We start from the raw sequence: 20,295 nt of genomic DNA on the forward strand, positions 1-20,295 counted from the left end.
GTGACGATTCGTCACCATAAAAGAAAACTATTGACCTAAAAACGAAGAGTTAATTGGGCATTTTTGCCCTTTTTTTAGAATACTATAGTGACGATTCGTCACAATGGAGAGCATATGAAAGACAAGCTATTTGGCTTTGTTGGAAAGCACCCTTACTGGGTCATCCTTGTGAGCCTGACTTTAGCATTTCTCGCCGCTTCTGGGGCGCAGAATCTGGTGTTTAAGAGTGACTATAGGGTGTTCTTTGGAAAAGACAACCCGCAGCTTGTCGCTTATGAGTCGATGCAAAACATTTACTCCAAAAGTGACAACGTATCCTTTGTTGTGGTGCCCAAAGATGGCAATGTATTTACTGCACAGCACCTGCAATCGTTGAAAGAACTGACCAAACAAAGCTGGCAAATTCCCTATTCAACACGGGTAGATTCGGTAACTAATTTTCAATACACCTACGCAGAGGAAGACGATTTGATCGTTGAAGATTTGGTAGGTGATACGCGAACTCTGAGTCAGGCGGATCTTGACAAAATCAAATCAATTGCGGTCAGGGAACCACTGCTGGTAAACAAAATTGTATCACCGCAAGGTCACGTCTCTGTTGTAAACGTCAGTATTCAGTTCCCTGGCATTGACCTCAATGCAGAAGTACCTGAGGTCTCTGCATTCGTAAAGAACATGACCAATACCTTTTTGGCTAATAACCCAGACGTCGAAGTACATCTGTCTGGCATGGTTATGATGAATGGCGCGTTTACCGATGTTGCAATGAGCGATAGCGCTACGCTGGTGCCACTCATGTTCCTGATAGTGATTGTATTTATCGGCGTCCTGTTACGCACCATAACAGGCACTTTTGCAACCGTCGTCGTGATTATTCTGAGCATTGCAACCACAATGGGCATTGCCGGCTGGATGGGAATTTTCTTAACAGGCCCTTCTTCATCTGCACCAACCATGATCCTGACGCTCGCAGTGGCAGACTGTATCCATATTCTGTCGAGCATGTTTTACGAAATGCGCCGTGGCGCCGACAAAAAAACCGCTATAGCGCGCAGCCTGCGCCTGAACTTCCAGCCAATTTTGCTCACCAGTGTAACAACCGCGATTGGCTTCCTGAGTATGAACTTTTCCGATTCACCGCCTTTCCATGATTTGGGCAACATGGTGGCCATAGGTGTGATGCTGGCGTTTGTTTTTGCTATCACAATTTTCCCAGCATTGTTGAGTGTACTACCGATAAAGGTAAAACAAGTGAGCACGAAAAAGCACGGCAAGATGGAGAAACTGGCCGAGTTTGTTATTAAAAAACGTCGCTTACTTCTGCCCGTCACCAGCGCTCTCATCATTGCTTCAGCGTTGTTCATTCCTAAAAATGAACTGAACGATGATTTCGTCAAGTACTTTGATACGTCCGTGCCTTATCGCGTTGCAACAGACTTCATGCAGACACACCTGTCAGGCATGACCCTACTTGAGATCTCTGTTCAGACTAACGAGTCCAGTGGCATCAATAAACCCGAGTATCTGCGTACCGTCTCTGATTTTAGTGAGTGGTTGCGCGATCAACCGGAAACCGACCACGTAAACACAATCACAGATACGTTGAAGCGCCTGAACAAAAACATGCATGGCGACGACCCCGCCTGGTACAGGTTACCAACCGATCAGGAAATGGCTGCACAGTATCTGTTGCTGTACGAAATGTCGCTGCCCTACGGTCTCGACTTAAACAACCAGCTTAACGTAGACAAATCGTCGTCAAAAATCGTGGGGACGTTCAAAAACATGACCAGCAATGAGCTTATCGCACTGGAAAGCAAAATCCAAAGCTGGTTCGGCACTCATGCAGCTCAGTACAAGGTCGACATAGCCAGCCCAAGCCTGATGTTTGCCCATATTGGTCAGCGTAGTATCAACAGCATGTTGCTCGGTACCGTACTGGCACTGCTACTGATCTCTGTGATTCTAGGTGTGGCCTTAAAGAGCTGGCGCTTTGGCGCAATCAGCCTGTTGCCAAACTTAATTCCGGCAGGCGTAGCTTTTGGTATCTGGGGACTGAGCGTGGGTCAGGTCGGTATGAGTATTTCCGTTGTGATAGGCATGACACTGGGTATTGTGGTCGATGATACCGTGCACTTCCTGAGTAAATACCTGCATGCCCGTCGCGAGCAAAAGGCCGACACGCACACCGCGGTTAAATATGCCTTTGGACATGTTGGTACAGCCTTATGGACCACGACATTTGTACTGGTTGCCGGGTTCATTGTGTTAGCTCAGTCCTCCTTTAGCCTCAATGCTGATATGGGCCTAATGACTGCAATCACCATTTTTGTGGCTTTAGTTGTCGACTTCCTGTTCCTTCCTCCTCTGCTGATGATGCTCGACAAGCGTAAAAATACGCAGTCATCTGCACAAAGCGAGGAAACACAACAAACCGACACGCCATTGGCAAATACCACCGGCTAAGTCACTTACACGCAAACAATGGCGACACTCTGCCACAGCACAGATGCAGGCAGAGTGTAGCTTTACAAAGAAACAAATAATCTGGAGTACCCTATGTTCAACAAACCCGCTTTTAAATCACAAACCCTGAATGGCATGTTCTTTACCAGCTTACTGACTTTCGCAGCTTTTTCTGCGTCAGCATCCACTGAGGGCAGTGCAGCAGCAGAGGCTAAAGGCCTTGCGATCTCACAAGAAGCAAAAGCCCGCGATACCGGTTGGGGAGACTCAACCGCGGATATGCTGATGATCCTGCGTAACAAACAGGGTCAGGAAAGTATCAGGGAAATATCCACTAAAACCCTGGAGCTACTGGATGATGGCGATAAAAGCCTGACGATCTTTAACAAACCCAGAGATGTTAAAGGCACGTCTTTTTTAAGCTTTTCACACCCAGTTGGCAATGACGATCAGTGGCTGTACCTACCGTCTTTGAAGCGCGTTAAACGCATCGCGTCGCGCAATAAATCAGGTCCTTTCATGGGATCAGAGTTCTCTTTTGAGGATCTCAGCTCCTTTGAAATTGAAAAGTATCGCTACAATTACGTCGGTGATGAACAACTGAACGGCCTGGATAACTTTGTCGTGGAGCAGTTCCCTGTTGATGAGAACTCAGGCTATACCCGTCGCGTGGTCTGGATCGACCAATCCGAATACCGCTTACAAAAAGTCGACTTTTATGACCGCAAAAACACTTTGCTTAAAACCCTGTCCTATCAGGGGTATCAACAGTATCTGGGCAAATACTGGCGCGCCGACAGTGCAGAGATGACCAACCATCAAAGTGGTAAAAGCACTACATTAAAATGGCAAAACTACGCCTTTAAAACTGGTTTGACCGACAGTGACTTTAACCGTAATTCTTTGAAAAGAGCGCGCTAAGCTATGTTGAAGTCAGCGAGCACTTTGACTAAAAAGAGACTAATGAGTGCCATCGCGCTGAGCTGTGCGATGGCTACCTCCTATTTGCATGCAGCGGAGTTCGAACTGTCCGGTAAAGTGGGCGCGGAGCAGCGCTACTTTTTTAATAAGGGTCAGTATAAAGACCAGTTAGGGAACACACAGGGCTCAATCTATGTGGAACCAGAACTATACTGGAGCTGGGATGACGGGGTTCAGTCCGTCACCTTTAAGCCTTACTACCGATTTGATGAGCGCGACAGTGAACGAGACCATGGCGACATTCGCGAATTGTCATATGTGTATGTCGGTGATGACTGGGAGTTGCGCGCAGGTATTCGCAAGGAGTTTTGGGGCGTCACTGAATTTCAACACCTGGTCGATGTGATCAATCAAACCGATAGCGTTGAAGACTTTGATGGCGAAGATAAGCTCGGCCAGCAAATGCTAAACCTCTCTCTGGTGAGGGACTGGGGGATTGTGGACTTGTATGTCTTGCCTGGATTTAGGGAGCGCACCTTCAGTGACAAACACGCTCGTTTGCGCTCAGATCTAGTTGTAGACACTGACAGTGTGCGCTATGAATCCTCAGCAGAAGAAAATCACCTCGATTTTGCAACGCGCTGGAGCCATAGCATAGGTGTGTTTGACCTGGGGGTTTACTGGTTTCACGGTACTAACCGCGAGCCAATTTTAACACCACGTTTTGTCAGTTCGCCTGATACTATTAATGGGATAGAGCCCATCGGACTCTCCCCTTATTATTTACAGATGGACCAGCTTGGTGTGGACGTTCAGGCAACGGTAGATGACTGGTTATGGAAATTCGAAACCATTTACCGCAGTACCAGTGAAGAAGACTTTGTAGCAACTCAGGCTGGATTTGAATATACCTATGTGGGTGTTTTCAACTCTGCTGCTGATCTGGGGTTGCTAGTTGAATATGCCTGGGACTCCCGGGGAGCAGGTGACAATAACAATCCCGGAGCTGCAATGCAAAACGACATCTTCATGGGGGCCAGGTTAGCATTGAATGATATTCAAAGCAGCGAACTGTTGATGGGCTTCGGCTCAGACCTAGATCACAGTGCAGTGAACTTTATCCTGGAAGCTAATCGCCGTTTAGGTGAAGATGTAAAAATTAGCGTCGATGTAAGATTGATGCAAAGTTCAGAACCAACTGACTTTTTAAACGCGATAAAAGAAGATGACCACGTACAGCTATCCCTGGAGTGGTATTTCTGAACGGGGCACCCCCTCTTTTTTGGTTGATGAATAACTGGCAGGGAAGCTGGTTCTTCTTATCATCCCAAAAAGCTCTTAATTACCTAATTGGTATACACAATGCCTTGTAAGCAGTGAAATCCAATGGTAATTTAACCCCAGTTTGAGAGTCGGTTTGCTTTGCCCTTGGTATCAAAATAGCAGTGCTTCACGCAGTTAAAGCCACAAGGAGCTCACATGGAGAATAATCGTCCACTCTTTATCGCGGGCTGTTTGAGCTTTATAGCGTCATTCCTTCACCTTATGTGTATTTGGGGTGGCCCTGACTGGTACCTGGCACTGGGGGCTGGTGAGGAAATGGCCAATCTGGCCGCGGCAGAAGATCCCTACCCAACAATAGTGACCTCGACAATTGCCACTATTTTAGCACTCTGGGGGCTATATGCTTTTTCCGGTGCAGGCCTGATATTAAAACTACCCCTGCTAAAAACTGGCCTGGTGCTCATTAGCGCAATTTACTCCCTTCGGGGTGCAGGTGGTTTGCTTGCTCCCTTCGTGACCAATTCCCCGATGATACAACAAAATTCCACTACCTTCTGGCTGCTCAGTTCACTGATATGTTGTGTTTATGGTACTTTTTACGTATTGGGCACAATCAGGCTGTGGGGTGAAAGAAATACGCTCTGATGGGTTTTGCTTTATTGCTATCCGCGCAAAAAAACCTACCAAACCATGCCTTTTTCGTATCCTCTTTGTTTACTATCACTGCTAATTTATTTCTCTGTGAAAGGCGTTTGCTCAGAACTTCACCTTTTGCAGGGATGCAGTGAATACTGTCACTCAGTGCTGTGCGCTTAACTCAAGGACACACAGCATTGTACAGTGCGCTGCAACAAAATGGATGACGTCTTTTTGGTCAATTGGAATGGTCAAACTTATGAAAACACCTACTTATGCAACCCTCACAGCCGGGGCTTTATCGCTCGCTCTTTCTCTTCCTCTGCTGGCAGCAACCAGCGATAACGCCAACTCAGGCGTGGGGATTAATCTTACCGGCATTAACTATTGGTCAAGTCAGTGGACCACACTGGATGTCATGAAGCATGCTTCTAACGGTAGCGGTCAACTGTGGGCAACCAGTAATGCCCACACCTGGGAATACAACACCGGCGATCAAGCGTTGCTGGACCTGGACGAGCAAGGCTGGCCGCGATCTTTACCGGGCGACTCACCCGATGCGCCTTTTCACTATGTCACCACCATTATTTATCACGATAACCCGCACCACCCGGTTGGCGAGTTTGTGGTTTTATATGAGGGCGAAGGCGAGCTCTATTACTCGGGCCCTGAACTCATCAGCTCGGAACCCGGGCGCGATGTAGTACGTATGGCCGCAAACAGTTTCTTTCACTTGCAGATCCACACCACCGACCCAAACAATACCGGCAACCACATCCGTAATATCCGCATTATTACCCCGGGCGGTAGTTGCAGTGACGCCGCTACGGATTATGCCGCCAGTGCTGCAGACTGTGCTAATCCTGACCAATTTGTTTCATTCGAGCACAGCTATCAGGAACGTCTATTCCATCCACTCTTTTTGGATGACATGCGTCAGTTCCGTACTTTGCGTTTTATGCAGCTACTGAGCACCATAGACAACCCGGTTCAGCACTGGGCGCAGAGAAACCAGTACGATTACGCCAGCTGGGCCCTCAATGGCGGCAGCCCCTATGAAGTGGCCATTGCCATGAGTAACAAGCTGGGTGCCGAGCCCTGGTACACGCTCCCGGTTCGGGTAGATGATGACTATATCCGCCAGTTTGCCCGGCTGCTGAAGACGCAAAGCGAAGGCAACTCTGCTATTTATGTGGAGTTTGGCAACGAGCTGTGGAATAACGCCTGGCCATATATTTTCGATGGCCTGTATCTGGAGGAACAAGGGAAAGCCCAGTGGCCCGACACCAGCTACCACGACATTGAGTATCGCATGAACTACTACGGACTGCGCAGCGCGCAGATGTGCGACATCATCAAAGCAGAGTTTGCCGAGGCAGCAGGCCGGATACAATGCGTGATGGGTGGCCAGACCGGTGTACCCTGGATAAGCGAACAAGCACTGAACTGCCCTATTCACGCAGCGAGTGTGGGTCGGCGGTGTGCCGATAATATGGATGTGCTGGCAGTGGGCAGCTATTTTGCCGGATACTTTGCCGATCAAAAATATTTGCCTATTTTACGGGATTGGGCCAGCAACGGCGCTGAAGGCCTGAATAACCTGTTCGAGGAAATGGACTCGGGCATACTGTATGGCCTGACTTACAACCCCGATGAGCCACCCTGGTGGCAGGCACCTGAGCATGGCGCACTGGCACAGGCCAGAGACAACATTCAGGGCAACCTGGCACTGGCCCAGCAAGACGGCCTAATGCTGGCAGCTTATGAAGGCGGTCAGCACCTCACCTATGCCGGAGATATTCGCGACGGGCGAGATACCATTAGCGAGGCTTTATTCCTGAGCGCCAATCGTGACCCGCGTATGGCAGCAGCCTTTACCAACCACCTGAACGACTGGCAGGCATCCGGTGCGGGACTATATGTGGTGTTTGAAAGCATCGGCCGCTGGGACAGCTGGGGCGCATTTCCACTCAAAGAATATCAGACTCAATCCCGCGAACTGGCACATAAATTCGATGCGGTGCAGCGCTTTATTGAGCAAACCCCCTGCTGGTGGGCAGGATGTGAACAAAGCCTAAACGATGGGAACAGTGCGAATAGCCAACCTGCTAGTGACGAGCAAGCCAGCATGCAACCTGCTCGTTAATACAGTGCGGTTGCCAGCAGAAGCTGGCAACCTTTATTTGCTTAAGAATCTTTTTGTCATGGATTTCAGGGCGAAGCAAGGCTTCGAAGCCCTTACCAACGAACCAAAACAACGCCTTTTCGGTTTGTTTGTCATCAATCTGACATTTTTTCAAATTTTTTACTAAAGAAGTCGCACAGCCGGACGATACACTAATCATGGCAGGCAGTGACTATCTCTTCCATCGCCATGACTTTAAAAGCTTTATCAACTTATACCCCAAGATAGTGCTAATTGATACGGCTCGTTCCTGGTCTTTGGCTTTGAACGAGCAATCACCTTCTCATGTTAAATTAAATCCCTAAAACCCCTCTTTCGGGCTTCTTTCCAGACAACATAACGAAAACAATGCCAAAAATGCCGTTTTTGATACAAGAATACTCGCTCTGAAACTGAGCTTACAGAAAAGAAAAAAGGCATATGCGAGTACATATGCCTTGATAGAAAGCTCTTATATGATTTTATGTTAAGCTTTACGCCAAGTCGTTTTACCGGCACTGTCTTCCAGTACCACACCCATTGCGGTCAAAGCATCACGCGCGGCATCGGCTGCAGCCCAATCTTTGTTAGCACGAGCATTTTTGCGTTGCTCTATCAGGGCTTCAATTTTTGCCACTTCGTCTTCGTCCTGGTCACCGTGTAAGAAAGCTTCCGGATCTTGTTGGGCAATACCCAGTACTTCCGCGAGTTTCACCAGGATAAAGGCATGTTCACCCGCCGCTTTGGCATCTGAGTCTTTCAGCAAGTTCACTTCTTTCGCCAGCTCAAAAATCACCGGCAGCGCTTCCGGGGTGTTGAAGTCGTCGTTCATTGCCGTTTCAAAACGTGCAACGAACGGGTTGCCCGCCAGTTCCGTGTCAACCAGTTCAACGCCACGCAGTGCCGTGTAGATACGCTCCAATGATGAACGTGCCTGCTCGAGGTTTTCCTGTGAGTAGTTCAACTGACTACGGTAGTGGCCGTTGATCAGGAAATAACGCACGGTTTCACGGTCATACGCTTTAAGCACTTCACGCACCGTAAAGAAGTTACCCAGTGATTTAGACATCTTCTCTTTGTTTACCTGCACCATTCCGGTGTGGATCCAGGTATTTACGTAACGACCGTTGTTGGCGCAGCATGACTGCGCAATTTCGTTTTCATGGTGCGGGAACTGCAAGTCAGAGCCACCACCGTGGATATCAAAAAACTCACCCAAATGCTTAGAGCTCATCGCGCTACATTCAATGTGCCAGCCCGGACGGCCTTCACCCCAGGGTGATGTCCAGCTAGGCTCACCGGCTTTGGCTTTTTTCCACAGAACAAAGTCAAGCGGATCGTCTTTGCCTTCTGCCACTTCAACGCGCGCACCCGCCTGAAGCATATCCAGATCCTGCTGAGACAGCTGGCCATACGCTTCAAAGGTAGAAACATCGAACAGCACGTCGCCATTACTGGCGACATAGGCGTGGCCTTTCTCAATCAGGCGCTCAATCATTACGATGATCTCATCCATATGGCCGGTGACAGTCGGCTCAATGTCTGCTGGCAGAATATTGAGCGCTTCAAAGTCTTCGTGCATGGCCTTGGTCATACGTACAGTCAGCGTGTCGATCTCTTCATTGTTCTCTGCGGCACGTTTAATGATTTTATCGTCCACGTCCGTAATGTTACGCACATAAGTGACCTGATAGCCCAAGTGGCGCAGGTAGCGATTCATCACATCAAAAGAGACATAAGTACGGGCGTGGCCTACATGGCAGAAGTCATAGATAGTAATACCACACACGTACATGTCTACTTTGCCTTCCACAAGCGGTTTAAACTCAGTCTTTTGACGTGTTAGTGTGTTGTAGATCTGCAACATGTAGCTTTATTCCTAAAATTTATCCAAATTCCCTGCAATCATATCACTTGCACCGCTCTGGCTCTATAAAAAATCCTGCGCTCAGTGGATGAAAAAGTAACAGTTAGTTGACAATTTCGCCGCTCGTCCACTCTGGGACTTTGTAGTTATCAATTTGTGCTATAAAATAGGCTCCTAATATGAAACATGTAAATCAAGGACCTGTTATGGTTGTTTTACAAACAAACTTTGGCGATATCAAAATCAACCTGTTTGCTGACAAAGCGCCGGCAACGGTTGAGAACTTCTTAAAGTACGTTGAATCTGGTTTTTACAACGGCACTATCTTCCACCGTGTTATTGATGGCTTTATGGTTCAGGGCGGCGGTTTCGAGCCTGGCATGAACCAAAAAGAAGTCGGTGCGCCAGTTAAAAACGAAGCCAATAATGGCGTTGCCAATAAAACAGGCACGCTGGCAATGGCACGTACGCCTGATCCGCACTCTGCAACGGCCCAGTTCTTTATCAATGTGAACGACAATGACTTTTTGAACTTCAGCAGTGAAACGGCACAGGGCTGGGGTTACTGTGTATTCGGTGAAGTTGCTGAAGGCATGGACATCGTGAACAAGATTAAAGACGTCGCGACGGGCTCTGCGGGCTTCCATCAGGATGTTCCACTGGAAGATGTTGTGATTGAAAAAGCATTCGTTGCTGAGTAAACGACTGCTTTTACAGCTTGAGAGGGATGTGTCACGCATACGTCCCTCTTCTCCTTTCCTGCCCTAGCCTGAAGTTGTCTCCATGCGCAAAAGCTACTTTATTTCTGATCTGCATTTAACCGAGCACCGCCCTGACATCACTGCCGCCTTCTACCGTTTCCTTGCTAAACATATGCAGGATGACGTCGATGCCTTGTACATTTTAGGTGACTTTTTCGAGGTCTGGATTGGCGATGACGAAGGCAATCCGCTGGCACTGGAGATTGCAACTAAGCTGCGCGCCATTTCCGAACGCGGTATCAAATTGTTCTTTATCCATGGCAACCGGGATTTCCTGGTAGGTCAGCATTACGCCAAACTATGCGGCATGACCTTACTGCCCGAGCAAACTGTCATTGACCTGTACGGCACCCCAACCGTCATTTTACACGGTGATGAAATGTGTACGCAGGACGAGGTGTATCAGAAATTTCGTAAAAAAAGCCGTGGCTGGTGGTGGCCAAGACTAATGCTGTCTATGCCCTTATGGTATCGTCGTAGGGTAGCACGCAATGCCAGAGAGAAAAGCAAACAAAGCCAGATGGGTAAAGCGCCAGAAATTTTAGATGTGACCGAGGAAGCCGTGCTGGCCATGTTTGCCCGCTACAAAGTCAGCAACATGATCCATGGCCACACACACAGGCCTGATGTCCATCATTATACTGACCAGACCCGCACGGTGTTAGGTGACTGGTATAGCCAAAGCTCTTACCTGGTGGCGACTGAGCAAGGTCAGAGCCTCACTCAGCATCCTTTTTCAGACTAGCTCATGCAACCAGTTGTGGCGCACCACTGTGGAATTTAAAATCGCTATCTGGCGTTAAGATCAGCGCGTTTTCGATCTCTTTAAATTCACCAACGCGTGCCGCAATATCGAACCGCTGTGGATCCGTGGCGTCGGCAACTTGCTGCGCCAATTCCAGATAATCCTGATAATGACGTGCTTCTGAGCGCAGCAGCGACACATAAAAACGTCCGATGTCCGGCTCCAGATACGGTGCCAATTTGGCAAACCGCTCACAAGAACGTGCTTCGATAAAGGCACCTATGATCAGTTTATCAATTAGTGCCGCCGGTTCGAACGTACGCACATGCTTGATCATCCCAGACGCATAACGGGATGCATTGAGGCTCTGGACTCGTAACCCTTTCTCGTTAATGATATCCAGTACCTGCTCAAAGTGATGCAGCTCTTCTTTGATTAGTCGCACCATTTTATCCAGAATATCCTGATTGTAGGCATACTCGGGCTTGGCGGTTAAGCTACCAATGAGCTCATTCTTACTGGCACTAAACTGACCATCGCCAATTTTACGGTAGACAAAGTCTTCATAAGGCTTGATCCAGCCCAACAAAGTCTGCGCAGAAGCGTTATCTACCGCATATTTACGGATTAAAAAAGCGGCGCTTTGTGCGGCTTTCAGCTCACAGTGCATGTGATCAACCAGCAAGGCTTGAAGATGTGCTGGTTTTTTCGCTTCGTCTATCCAGCTGTCGGGCGTTTCACATCCCAGAAACTGATAAATGGGTGCCAGCAGGTCGGCATACTTCTCTAACATGTCTCAGATAATCATTCGCAAAAAATTGCCGCCATTCTACCACAAGCGTGCCAGAGGGCACTATGAGAGGCTGCGAGTTAACATAAGTTTGTGCCAGATCAAAGACGCTGGGATTTCAGATTTGTTTCTTGACAAAAATTAACCAATCTTTCATAACTAAAGTGATGTTGTATAAATTTCATACTCACAGGCGTCGCCAGTGGTCCCGTTTTTATGGTGATTACGCAGATTAGCCGCATCCGCTCATGATGTTACTAAGCTGTTATAAAAGACAAGGAGTGCACCCGTGATCACCGGGCAACTTAGGCACGTCGGACAACAATCTTTTTTGAGGGGCTCGTTATGATTTTAAATCATCTGTGGGGCTTATATGCCCACCCAATCGAAGAGTGGCAAACCATAGACAACCGCCACGAAAGCGCGACCTACAGTTTATCTCACATTGCCTTGATTGCCCTGATCCCAAGTTTAATGGGCTACTATTCTTCCGTTTATCTTGGCTGGAAAATAGGCACCGGGGATGCCGTTTTCCTCACCCATAACAGTGCCGTATTGATTGGCATTGCCATGTATTTTGCCCTGATCATTGGCGTATTCGCGCTGTCTTATCTGGCGCACTGGATGGCTGTCACTTTCGGCGCTAAACCAACCTACACGCAAACGCTGGAATTGTCGGCGTACACGGCAACCCCCGTGTTTATGTCGGCCTTTGCCGCCTTTTACCCTGAATTGTGGTTTGTGGTGTCGGTGGGTCTGGCAGCACTTGCCTACTCAGTCTATCTGCTCTACACAGGTGTGCCTATTCTGATGCACATACCGGAAGAGCGTGGATTTATCTATGCCAGCTCAGTGGTGACCTGTGGCCTGGTTTTATTGGTGATAATTCTGGCTGCAACCGCGATATTGTGGACGAATGGCATAATCAGTCCTACATTTACCTAGGGAGCGCGCTTATGCCCCACTGAGGTGCATAGGTCAGCTCGCTTCCTTTGCTTTTATCCTATAGAAATCTAACAAAAAGGGCCGCAATAGCGGCCCTTTTTTTAAACCAACTAGGCAAGATTATTCGCCTTCACCCGTTTCCTGATTATGCAGTTCCAGACTGGCCGACATCGCTTTTTCACGTGTCGATTTTGCCGAGTCGTTACGCAGTGCATCAATACGATTCAGGTAATCCTGATTGACGTCGCCGGTGATGTACTGGCCGTCAAACACCGAGGTTTCAAAACGTGTGATATCTGGATTCTCAAGCGCAACCGCATCTTTCAGATCCGAAATAGACTGGTAGATCAGGCCATCTGACCCGATGCTGGCATTGATATCTTCTACGTCGCGACCGTGCGCGATGAGTTCCGCAGCCGAGGGCATATCGATACCATAGACATTCGGGAAACGTACTTCAGGGGCTGCCGATGCAAAGTAAACATTTTTAGCGCCTGCATCACGTGCCATTTCAACGATCTGTGCAGATGTGGTACCACGTACAATAGAATCATCCACCAGCAGTACATTTTTACCGGCAAATTCTCTGTCAATGGCATTTAACTTACGGCGTACCGATTTTTTCCGTTGTTCTTGACCTGGCATAATGAAAGTACGGCCAATATAGCGGTTTTTCACAAACCCCTGACGATAAGGTAACTCTAGTACGGACGCGATTTCCAACGCAATATCACAGGAAGTTTCTGGAATAGGGATGACGACATCAATGTCTTTGTCAGCCCACTCATGCTTGATTTTTTCACCCAGCTTAGTACCCATGTTCACACGAGTTGCATAAACCGACATATTGTCGATGTTCGAATCCGGACGTGCGAAGTACACAAATTCAAAAATACACGGCGCGTGCATGGTTTTGTCAGCACAGATCTGCGAAAAGAACTGACCGTCTTCAGTTACATAGATGGCTTCACCCGGCGCAACGTCACGAACGAATTCAAACCCGTCGATAGACAAAGCCACACTTTCAGAAGCGAACATGTATTCAACACCACGTTCCGTTTCGCGCTTACCAAATACCAATGGGCGAATGCCGTGCGGATCACGAAAAGCCAGAATACCATGACCAATGATCATCGCGATGGTCGCGTAACCACCAGATGCCTGTTGGTTAACTTCGCTGATGGCGTTAAACATATCCGCCGCATCCAGCTTCATTTTATCGTTACGACCTAACTCATAAGCCAGGATATTCAGCAGCACTTCAGAGTCAGACGTTGTATTTACATGACGACGTGCTTTAGTGAACAAACGCTCTTTTAGCTCTTCCGCATTGGTTAAATTACCGTTATGCGCCATCGCGATGCCAAACGGTGAATTCACATAGAACGGCTGAGCTTCTGCCGAACTAGAAGAGCCAGCAGTAGGATAACGCACATGCCCTATGCCGATGTTACCCTGCAGACGCTTCATATGACGGGTATGAAACACGTCTTTTACCAGGCCATTGGCCTTGCGCAAGCTGAACGTATTGTTGTCAATGGTAATGATGCCGGCTGCATCTTGGCCACGGTGTTGCAAAACAGTTAAGCCGTCATAAATCGCCTGATTAACAGGAGATGTTCCGACTATCCCAACGATACCACACATTAAAAATTTCCTCGCCGATTAACGGTTTGCTGAATTCAAAAAGCTTGAGTTATGTTCTAGATAGGAAAAAAACCATTCTATTACAAAGCCAAATTCAGGGATTACTTGGGATGCCTGCCACCACGATGTATCGGGGGCTTTGGTGAAGGCATCCAGAAAAAACAACGTGGCGCTAACGACCAGCACGCCCCGCATCGCACCGAACACAATGCCAACCAGGCGATCGGTACCAGACAAGCCCGTACGCTGTACGAGTTCACCTAAGATATAATTGACAAACCCACCTAACACAAGTGTCGCAATGAAAAGTATGGCGATTGCGGCGGCATTTCTTAAAAGGGGTTCTGAAATGAAGGTCAGGAAGGTTGCAAGATATTGGTAGAATAAGCTGGATATGAAAAAGGCACCGATCCAAACCACGAGTGACATGGTTTCTTTCACAAAACCTCTCATCAGGCCAAACACTGTCGAAATACCGACAATTGCAAAGATGGCGTAATCAACCCAGATCATATAAACCAATAAGTCGTTAATTTGGGGCGCATTCTATAAGACACGCCCATCAATTACCAGATCATTTTACCACGGTAAATTGAGTCAGGCGGCCATTCAACTTAGTTAATTTCTTTAATTCTGGGAGCTTAGCTTCGAGTTTTGCTTTATTTAAATCTGGTCCGACAAACACTTTCGTTAAAGTTCCATTGGGCGTTTTCACCGGACGGGTAAAGGTCTTGAAACCATTTTGGGTAAGCTTTTTCGTCAGCGCTTCGACATTGGACTTATGTGAGAAGCTACCGAGCTGGATCACATAGGCCATTTGCGTAAAGTTAGACGCCTCAGGGCGCGTTAGCGGCTCGCTTTTTACCTCAGGTGTGACTGTTGGTGCCGAACTTGATTCAACTGCTGGCACAGTTGGCTCAGGCTGCACAGTGACTTCACTCACAGTGGTGGTTTGATCCACCTCAAGATGGTCTGTATGCGCAGTTTCGGACACTGCCTCATTCGATTCAGGCACAGATAAATCAGTACTTAACTTGGCATCATCTGCTTTGATGTCTTCAACTACTTCCGCCATCGGCTCAGTGGCCAGTGATGCACGTTCATCGATCCGTGTCTTTAATTCTATGGTTGAGAACTCAGGGCGCTCCGGGATAGGCTTAAATCCCTCCTTATAATGGACTTTTTCGCCATCCAGAATATTGGGTATAAACACCACCGCTGCAATCACAACAATGCAGGTGCCGACCAGTCGGTTAATAAATCCTGAGTTCACAACTATTGCTCTCTACTGTTCAAAGTACTGCATGGCCGCAGCCACAGTCACAAATGAGCCAAATATGATCAGTGCCGTGTCCTGGTGTTGCTGAGGAAGCAGACTTTGCAGGGCCGAGTCGACACTCGGAAATACCTGACTGTGCTCACTATGCGCTGCAGGCAACAAGGTGAGTAGCTGCTCAGCATGCTCGCCACGGGGACCTTCCAAAGACGCACAGCTCCATTTTTCCACCACATCTGACAGGGCATCAATCACGCTCGCTTTATCCTTATCAGCAAGCATAGCGACTAAGGCATGAATTTTAAAGCCCTGATTTTTCAAACGCATTAATTGCGTTCTTAGGTAACGGGCCGATTCCGGATTATGCGCCACATCGGTGTAAATCAATGGCTGCTGGCTAAGCTGCATAAACCGCCCTTCGACTTGTAACTCAGCCAGAGTTTGCTTTACCAGCTCGGCATCGGGCATTAAATTAAGCCGGGCAAGGACGGTTAACGCTGTTGCCACGTTTTGCGCTGGGATGGCAGGCTGTGCCAGTGTCAGGTCATGCTCACCATATTGCCAGCGCAACCCATCGGGCAAGGGCGTAAAGTGGAAATCGCGTTTTGACAGAATGAGTTCTGCGTTAATTTCCTCACCATAGTCCGTCACCGTATGCGGAATCTCCAGGTCGCCTACAATTGCAGGTGTGTCTGTGCGAAAAATACCGGCTTTATCATAGCCCACTAACTCTCGTGTATCACCGAGATATTCCTTGTGATCGAGATCGATAGTGGTAATCACACTGGCATAAGGGGTGACAATATTGGTCGCGTCAAAACGCCCACCCAGACCCACTTCAAGGAGCACGTAATCCACCGCGTGCTGCTTAAACAGCCATAATGCCCCCAATGTGCCGTACTCAAAGAAAGTCAGCTCAACCTCTCCACGGCCCTGATCCAATGCATAGAAGGCATCAACATGTGACTGATCAGGTAAAGTTTTACCATTGATCCGAACACGCTCGTTATAGTGGATTAAGTGCGGGGAGGCATACGTACCAACACTGAAACCTTGTGCCAGCAACATGGCTTCGAGGCAACGAGCCGTTGTGCCTTTGCCATTAGTGCCACCAATAAGAATGATTTTACTGCTGCTGTTAAGCAGGTCGATATTGTTGGCAGCCTGCGCTACGCGCTCCAGGCCCATTGCAATGTTGGCGGGATGTAACTGCTCTAAATAACAAAGCCAATCATTCAGAGTCGATGATTGGCTTGGTGTAGTCTTTGACATAGTGCGCTCAAATTAAAAAATTTACGCTACTCTATGCTCTTGTTCGGTAGAAGGCAAGTTCATGAACTTGGCCAGAATACGTGCCAGTGAGTCACGCATTTCACGACGGTCGATGATCATGTCAACTGCACCGTGCTCCAGCAGGAATTCACTACGCTGGAAACCTTCAGGTAAGGTTTCACGTACCGTCTGCTCAATAACGCGTGGACCCGCAAAACCGATCAGTGCTTTAGGCTCAGCCACGTTGATGTCGCCCAGCATGGCCAGAGACGCGGAAACACCCCCCATGGTCGGGTCAGTCATCACTGAAATAAAAGGCAAGCCACGCTCACTCATCTTAGCCAAAGCTGCGCTGGTTTTAGCCATCTGCATCAATGACATCAGGGCTTCCTGCATACGTGCACCACCTGACGCTGAAAAACAAACCAGCGGCATATTGTGCTCAAGACACTCGTTCACAGCATCGACAAAACGCGCACCAACGACAGAGGCCATTGATCCACCCATAAATGAAAACTCAAACGCAACGGCAGCAACTGGGATACCTTTAAGGGTACCTTTCATAGCTACCAGGGCATCTTTCTCGCCACTGACTTTTTGTGCCGCAGTGATACGATCTGAGTACTTTTTCGAATCTTTAAACTTGAGTACGTCCTTTGGCTCGTGCTGCGTACCCAGCTCGACGCGACCACCATCGTCCAGGAAACTCTCCAGACGCTTACGTGCGCTGATGCGCATGTGATGATCACACTTAGGACAAACGTGTAATGACTTTTCCAACTCCGCTTTGTACAGGATTGAATCGCAGTCTGTACATTTTGCCCAAACGCCTTCAGGGATCTCTTTTTTGCCCGTCGATTTAGCCGTTTTAGGTAAGATTTTTTCTAACCAACTCATTTGCAACTCTCTTAGTGCTCAATCTGTGTCGCTCTCTGCAAATAGCAGACATATTTTCTCAATTAAAACATGATTAAGACATCAGTGATATAAAAAACTGGTCTTAGTTGTATCAAATGATTAAGACGCTCGCGCTCAGTTTTGCTTTAGTCATTATTCAACTAAATTAGCGGATAGTCACTTCTGGTAAAAACAGCGGTCCGGCAGGTGTTGACGGGATCTGCCAGCGCTCAGGATAATCCACATCGACCAGATACAAGCCATTCGGTTTCGCAGTCGCGCTGGCCTGAGTACGGTCTTTGATACGTAATAACTCAGCCATCCACTCCGGCGGGTACTTGCCCACCCCGATATCCATCAAACATCCCGTGATGTTGCGCACCATGTGATGCAAAAATGCGTTGGCTTTAACATCAATAACAATGTAGTCGCCAAACCGGTCTACCTGTAAATGATGGATATTGCGACACGGCGAATTTGACTGGCAATGGACTGCCCGAAAAGAAGAGAAATCATGCTCGCCAATCATCACAGGGCAAGCTGCCTGCATCAATTCTGCATCCAGCGGATGATAGTAATGGGTCACGCCGCTGCGTAAAATGCCCGGGCGATTGACACTATTGTAAATCACGTAGCGGTAGCGTCTTGCCGTTGCACTAAAGCGAGCACTGAACTCGTCATGGACCGGTGTGGCGTAGCGCACGGCAATGTCGTCAGGCAGCTGAGAGTTCACACCGAGTGTGAATGCTTTCATATCCCTGTCAGCGTGGGTATCGAAATGGATGACCTGACCGGTAGCATGCACACCCGCATCTGTTCGCCCGGCACAGACCACGTCAACCTTGTGATTACAAATGTTAGACAGGGCTGTCTCCAGCTCCTCCTGAACACTATTTACATTACACTGACGTTGCCAGCCACTGTAATTACCACCATTGTATTCAATCCCCAAAGCTACACGCATAAACTACTCAAACTCTCATTTCGAACTTAGCCGCGCATTTTATGCGATCGCCGCCGATAATACCAACTTCATCGTACCACTCGTGGCTGACGGCTTATTTGATCTGCTTTTGGAGTGCCTGCGCTTCAGCCTGTACCGACTCTGGCCCATCAGCAAGAATTTCTTCAACGGCGTTTTGCGCCGAATCAAAATCGCCAATTTCAATGTAGGCACGAACCAGGTCAAGTTTGGCGGCATAGCCACCCTCTTCGAGGTCAACATCAGTGGCATTTTCACCGGCCAGCAGCTCTTCAAAGTCTCCCAATCCCACATCCATATCCGGAGATTGATAGGGCTCTTCCTGTGCCGGCTCATCTTCGCTTTGCGAAAGCAAATCGTCTATCTCCAGGAAGTCCCCTTCTGCCGCAGCCGTTTCGCTGTCGACGAGATCACTGTCAGCTGGCTCATCGATATTCTCAATTTCCAGATCCTGTGCCAGCTCTTCACTCAATAACGCGTCAAAATCCAGCTCAGGTTCCTCTGACAAGACCACTTCGGAGGTATCCGGCTCCGCAGACTCATCGAGTAAGGCACTGAAATCAGTGTCATTGAGCTCTGCAAGAAACTCATCTTCTATGGCCGCTTCGTCTATATTGATTTCAGGCTCTGACGTTTCGTCTGCGTCATCCTCATCGGCCAGCTCACCCAGCTCATCCAAAAATGCATCTGGCTCTTGTGTGAGCTCAGGTTCTTCAGAGACATCGGCTTCTTCTGGGTTGCTTTGCGCCAGCTCGGTCAAATCGTCATCTGTAAGCATCAGATCGGATAAGTCATCCTCCAGATCTTCAAGCTCCAGTTCCCCTTCAGGCTCCGACGCCATGGCACTGAGTGCATCTTCTTCATTGAACTCAGGGAAGTCTTCGTCTACCAGCGCCTCATCCGCTAGCAACTCTTCTGCTGTTTCTTCTGCTTCTGAAGGTGCCGCTTCAGCCTCCGGCTCTGCCGCTGCTGGCTCTGCCTCCATCGCTTCTAAAGCATCATCTTCTTCGAACGCCGGGAAGTCTTCGTCTTCCAGCGCCTCGTCCACTAGCAACTCTTCTGCTGTTTCTTCTGCTTCTGAAGGTGCCGCTTCAGCCTCCGGCTCTGCCGCTACTGGCTCAGCCTCTATTTCTTCAAGGGCGTCATCTTCATCAAATGCCGGGAAGTCTTCGTCTTCCAGCGCCTCATCCGCTAGCAACTCTTCTGGTGTTTCGGCTTCTTCTGAAGAGACCTCTTGGACCTCTGGCTCCGCCGCTGCGGGCTCCGCATCCATTGCTTCGATCACATCATCTTCATCAAATGCCGGGAAGTCTTCGTCTGCCAGCGCCTCATCCGCTAGCAACTCTTCTGGTGTCTCGGCGTCTTCTGAAGATATCTCTTCAGCCTCTGGCTCCGCGACTGCCGGCTCCGCCTCCATCGCTTCTAGCGCATCGTCTTCTTCGAACGCGGGGAAGTCTTCATCCGCCAGCGCCTCATCCGCTAGCAACTCTTCTGGTGTCTCGGCGTCTTCTGAAGATACCTCTTCAGCCTCTGGCTCCGCGACTGCCGGCTCCGCCTCCATCGCTTCTAGCGCATCGTCTTCTTCGAACGCGGGGAAGTCTTCATCCGCCAGCGCCTCATCCGCTAGCAACTCTTCTGGTGT

17 protein-coding genes are annotated in these 20,295 nt (G+C 48.6%); 8 read left to right on the forward strand and 9 right to left on the reverse strand.

Annotated features, from left to right (window positions below; genetic code table 11):
• Nucleotides 1–114 precede the first annotated feature (114 nt).
• The 5 genes from QNM19_RS10345 to QNM19_RS10365 all read left to right on the forward strand — a co-directional run bounded on the left by QNM19_RS10345 (nt 115) and on the right by QNM19_RS10365 (nt 7,453).
• Entirely contained in the window at nt 115–2,466 is a 2,352-nt protein-coding gene (locus QNM19_RS10345) for an efflux RND transporter permease subunit (protein ID WP_284026669.1), read from the forward strand.
• Nucleotides 2,467–2,559: 93 nt separating this feature from the next.
• Entirely contained in the window at nt 2,560–3,387 is an 828-nt protein-coding gene (locus tag QNM19_RS10350) for an outer membrane lipoprotein-sorting protein (RefSeq protein ID WP_082225545.1), read from the forward strand.
• Between the two features lie 42 nt (nt 3,388–3,429).
• On the forward strand, nt 3,430–4,650 hold the full coding sequence (locus tag QNM19_RS10355) for a hypothetical protein (protein ID WP_156202407.1): 1,221 nt from the start codon (nt 3,430–3,432) through the stop codon (nt 4,648–4,650).
• A 216-nt stretch (nt 4,651–4,866) separates the two neighbouring features.
• Entirely contained in the window at nt 4,867–5,316 is a 450-nt protein-coding gene (locus QNM19_RS10360; RefSeq protein WP_049865774.1) for a hypothetical protein, read from the forward strand.
• 250 nt (nt 5,317–5,566) lie between these two features.
• Entirely contained in the window at nt 5,567–7,453 is a 1,887-nt protein-coding gene (locus QNM19_RS10365; protein ID WP_156202408.1) for a hypothetical protein, read from the forward strand.
• A 505-nt stretch (nt 7,454–7,958) separates the two neighbouring features.
• Here QNM19_RS10365 and cysS read toward each other — a convergent pair.
• Nucleotides 7,959–9,338 carry a cysteine--tRNA ligase gene (gene cysS / locus QNM19_RS10370; protein ID WP_049865776.1) on the reverse strand — a complete coding sequence of 460 codons (1,380 nt, stop codon included), beginning with the start codon at nt 9,336–9,338 and terminating at the stop codon, nt 7,959–7,961.
• A gap of 206 nt (nt 9,339–9,544) precedes the next feature.
• On the opposite strand from cysS, the gene QNM19_RS10375 reads away from it, so the two are divergent.
• Together QNM19_RS10375 and QNM19_RS10380 are read left to right on the forward strand one after the other, a co-directional pair.
• Nucleotides 9,545–10,039 (forward strand): peptidylprolyl isomerase, encoded by a 495-nt coding sequence (locus QNM19_RS10375; protein ID WP_010382721.1) that lies wholly within the window; start codon nt 9,545–9,547, stop codon nt 10,037–10,039.
• A gap of 82 nt (nt 10,040–10,121) precedes the next feature.
• A complete protein-coding gene (locus QNM19_RS10380; RefSeq protein WP_049865777.1) occupies nt 10,122–10,844 on the forward strand; it encodes a UDP-2,3-diacylglucosamine diphosphatase in 723 nt (240 codons plus the stop codon).
• Nucleotide 10,845: 1 nt separating this feature from the next.
• Here QNM19_RS10380 and miaE read toward each other — a convergent pair whose 3' ends face one another.
• The gene (gene miaE / locus QNM19_RS10385) at nt 10,846–11,637 is read right to left on the reverse strand and encodes a tRNA isopentenyl-2-thiomethyl-A-37 hydroxylase MiaE (protein ID WP_010382724.1); all 792 of its coding nucleotides are present in this window, start codon (nt 11,635–11,637) and stop codon (nt 10,846–10,848) included.
• A 342-nt stretch (nt 11,638–11,979) separates the two neighbouring features.
• On the opposite strand from miaE, the gene QNM19_RS10390 reads away from it, so the two are divergent.
• The gene (locus QNM19_RS10390; protein WP_058796058.1) at nt 11,980–12,579 is read left to right on the forward strand and encodes a Yip1 family protein; all 600 of its coding nucleotides are present in this window, start codon (nt 11,980–11,982) and stop codon (nt 12,577–12,579) included.
• A gap of 120 nt (nt 12,580–12,699) precedes the next feature.
• Here the strand turns inward: QNM19_RS10390 and purF are convergent, their stop codons facing one another.
• The 7 genes from purF to QNM19_RS10425 form a co-directional block, all read right to left on the reverse strand.
• Nucleotides 12,700–14,226, reverse strand: coding sequence for an amidophosphoribosyltransferase (purF, locus tag QNM19_RS10395; protein WP_284026670.1), 1,527 nt, complete (start codon nt 14,224–14,226; stop codon nt 12,700–12,702).
• A gap of 18 nt (nt 14,227–14,244) precedes the next feature.
• Complete coding sequence (locus QNM19_RS10400) at nt 14,245–14,739, reverse strand: CvpA family protein (RefSeq protein WP_010382727.1); 495 nt, start codon at nt 14,737–14,739, stop codon at nt 14,245–14,247.
• A gap of 61 nt (nt 14,740–14,800) precedes the next feature.
• Entirely contained in the window at nt 14,801–15,499 is a 699-nt protein-coding gene (locus QNM19_RS10405) for an SPOR domain-containing protein (protein ID WP_284026671.1), read from the reverse strand.
• A 12-nt stretch (nt 15,500–15,511) separates the two neighbouring features.
• The gene (gene folC / locus QNM19_RS10410) at nt 15,512–16,774 is read right to left on the reverse strand and encodes a bifunctional tetrahydrofolate synthase/dihydrofolate synthase (RefSeq protein WP_284026672.1); all 1,263 of its coding nucleotides are present in this window, start codon (nt 16,772–16,774) and stop codon (nt 15,512–15,514) included.
• A 21-nt stretch (nt 16,775–16,795) separates the two neighbouring features.
• Entirely contained in the window at nt 16,796–17,671 is an 876-nt protein-coding gene (gene accD / locus QNM19_RS10415; protein ID WP_010382732.1) for an acetyl-CoA carboxylase, carboxyltransferase subunit beta, read from the reverse strand.
• Between the two features lie 166 nt (nt 17,672–17,837).
• Nucleotides 17,838–18,635, reverse strand: a complete 798-nt coding sequence (truA, locus tag QNM19_RS10420) for a tRNA pseudouridine(38-40) synthase TruA (protein ID WP_010382734.1) — start codon at nt 18,633–18,635, stop codon at nt 17,838–17,840.
• A 94-nt stretch (nt 18,636–18,729) separates the two neighbouring features.
• On the reverse strand, nt 18,730–20,295 hold a 1,566-nt coding region (locus QNM19_RS10425), incomplete at its 5' end, for a FimV/HubP family polar landmark protein (RefSeq protein WP_284026673.1).

Source organism: Pseudoalteromonas ardens (genome assembly GCF_030125445.1).
GTDB lineage: Bacteria > Pseudomonadota > Gammaproteobacteria > Enterobacterales > Alteromonadaceae > Pseudoalteromonas > Pseudoalteromonas ardens.

Bases quoted from the DNA above. Each gene is read 5' to 3' on its own strand.
- QNM19_RS10360 (WP_049865774.1), top strand. From the start codon at position 4,867: ATGGAGAATAATCGTCCACTCTTTATCGCGGGCTGTTTGAGCTTTATA.
- QNM19_RS10355 (WP_156202407.1), top strand. From the start codon at position 3,430: ATGAGTGCCATCGCGCTGAGCTGTGCGATGGCTACCTCCTATTTGCAT.
- QNM19_RS10400 (WP_010382727.1), bottom strand. From the start codon at position 14,739: ATGATCTGGGTTGATTACGCCATCTTTGCAATTGTCGGTATTTCGACA.
- QNM19_RS10390 (WP_058796058.1), top strand. From the start codon at position 11,980: ATGATTTTAAATCATCTGTGGGGCTTATATGCCCACCCAATCGAAGAG.
- truA (WP_010382734.1), bottom strand. From the start codon at position 18,635: ATGCGTGTAGCTTTGGGGATTGAATACAATGGTGGTAATTACAGTGGC.
- QNM19_RS10350 (WP_082225545.1), top strand. From the start codon at position 2,560: ATGTTCAACAAACCCGCTTTTAAATCACAAACCCTGAATGGCATGTTC.
- folC (WP_284026672.1), bottom strand. From the start codon at position 16,774: ATGTCAAAGACTACACCAAGCCAATCATCGACTCTGAATGATTGGCTT.
- purF (WP_284026670.1), bottom strand. From the start codon at position 14,226: ATGTGTGGTATCGTTGGGATAGTCGGAACATCTCCTGTTAATCAGGCG.
- cysS (WP_049865776.1), bottom strand. From the start codon at position 9,338: ATGTTGCAGATCTACAACACACTAACACGTCAAAAGACTGAGTTTAAA.
- QNM19_RS10380 (WP_049865777.1), top strand. From the start codon at position 10,122: ATGCGCAAAAGCTACTTTATTTCTGATCTGCATTTAACCGAGCACCGC.
- miaE (WP_010382724.1), bottom strand. From the start codon at position 11,637: ATGTTAGAGAAGTATGCCGACCTGCTGGCACCCATTTATCAGTTTCTG.
- accD (WP_010382732.1), bottom strand. From the start codon at position 17,671: ATGAGTTGGTTAGAAAAAATCTTACCTAAAACGGCTAAATCGACGGGC.
- QNM19_RS10365 (WP_156202408.1), top strand. From the start codon at position 5,567: ATGAAAACACCTACTTATGCAACCCTCACAGCCGGGGCTTTATCGCTC.
- QNM19_RS10345 (WP_284026669.1), top strand. From the start codon at position 115: ATGAAAGACAAGCTATTTGGCTTTGTTGGAAAGCACCCTTACTGGGTC.
- QNM19_RS10375 (WP_010382721.1), top strand. From the start codon at position 9,545: ATGGTTGTTTTACAAACAAACTTTGGCGATATCAAAATCAACCTGTTT.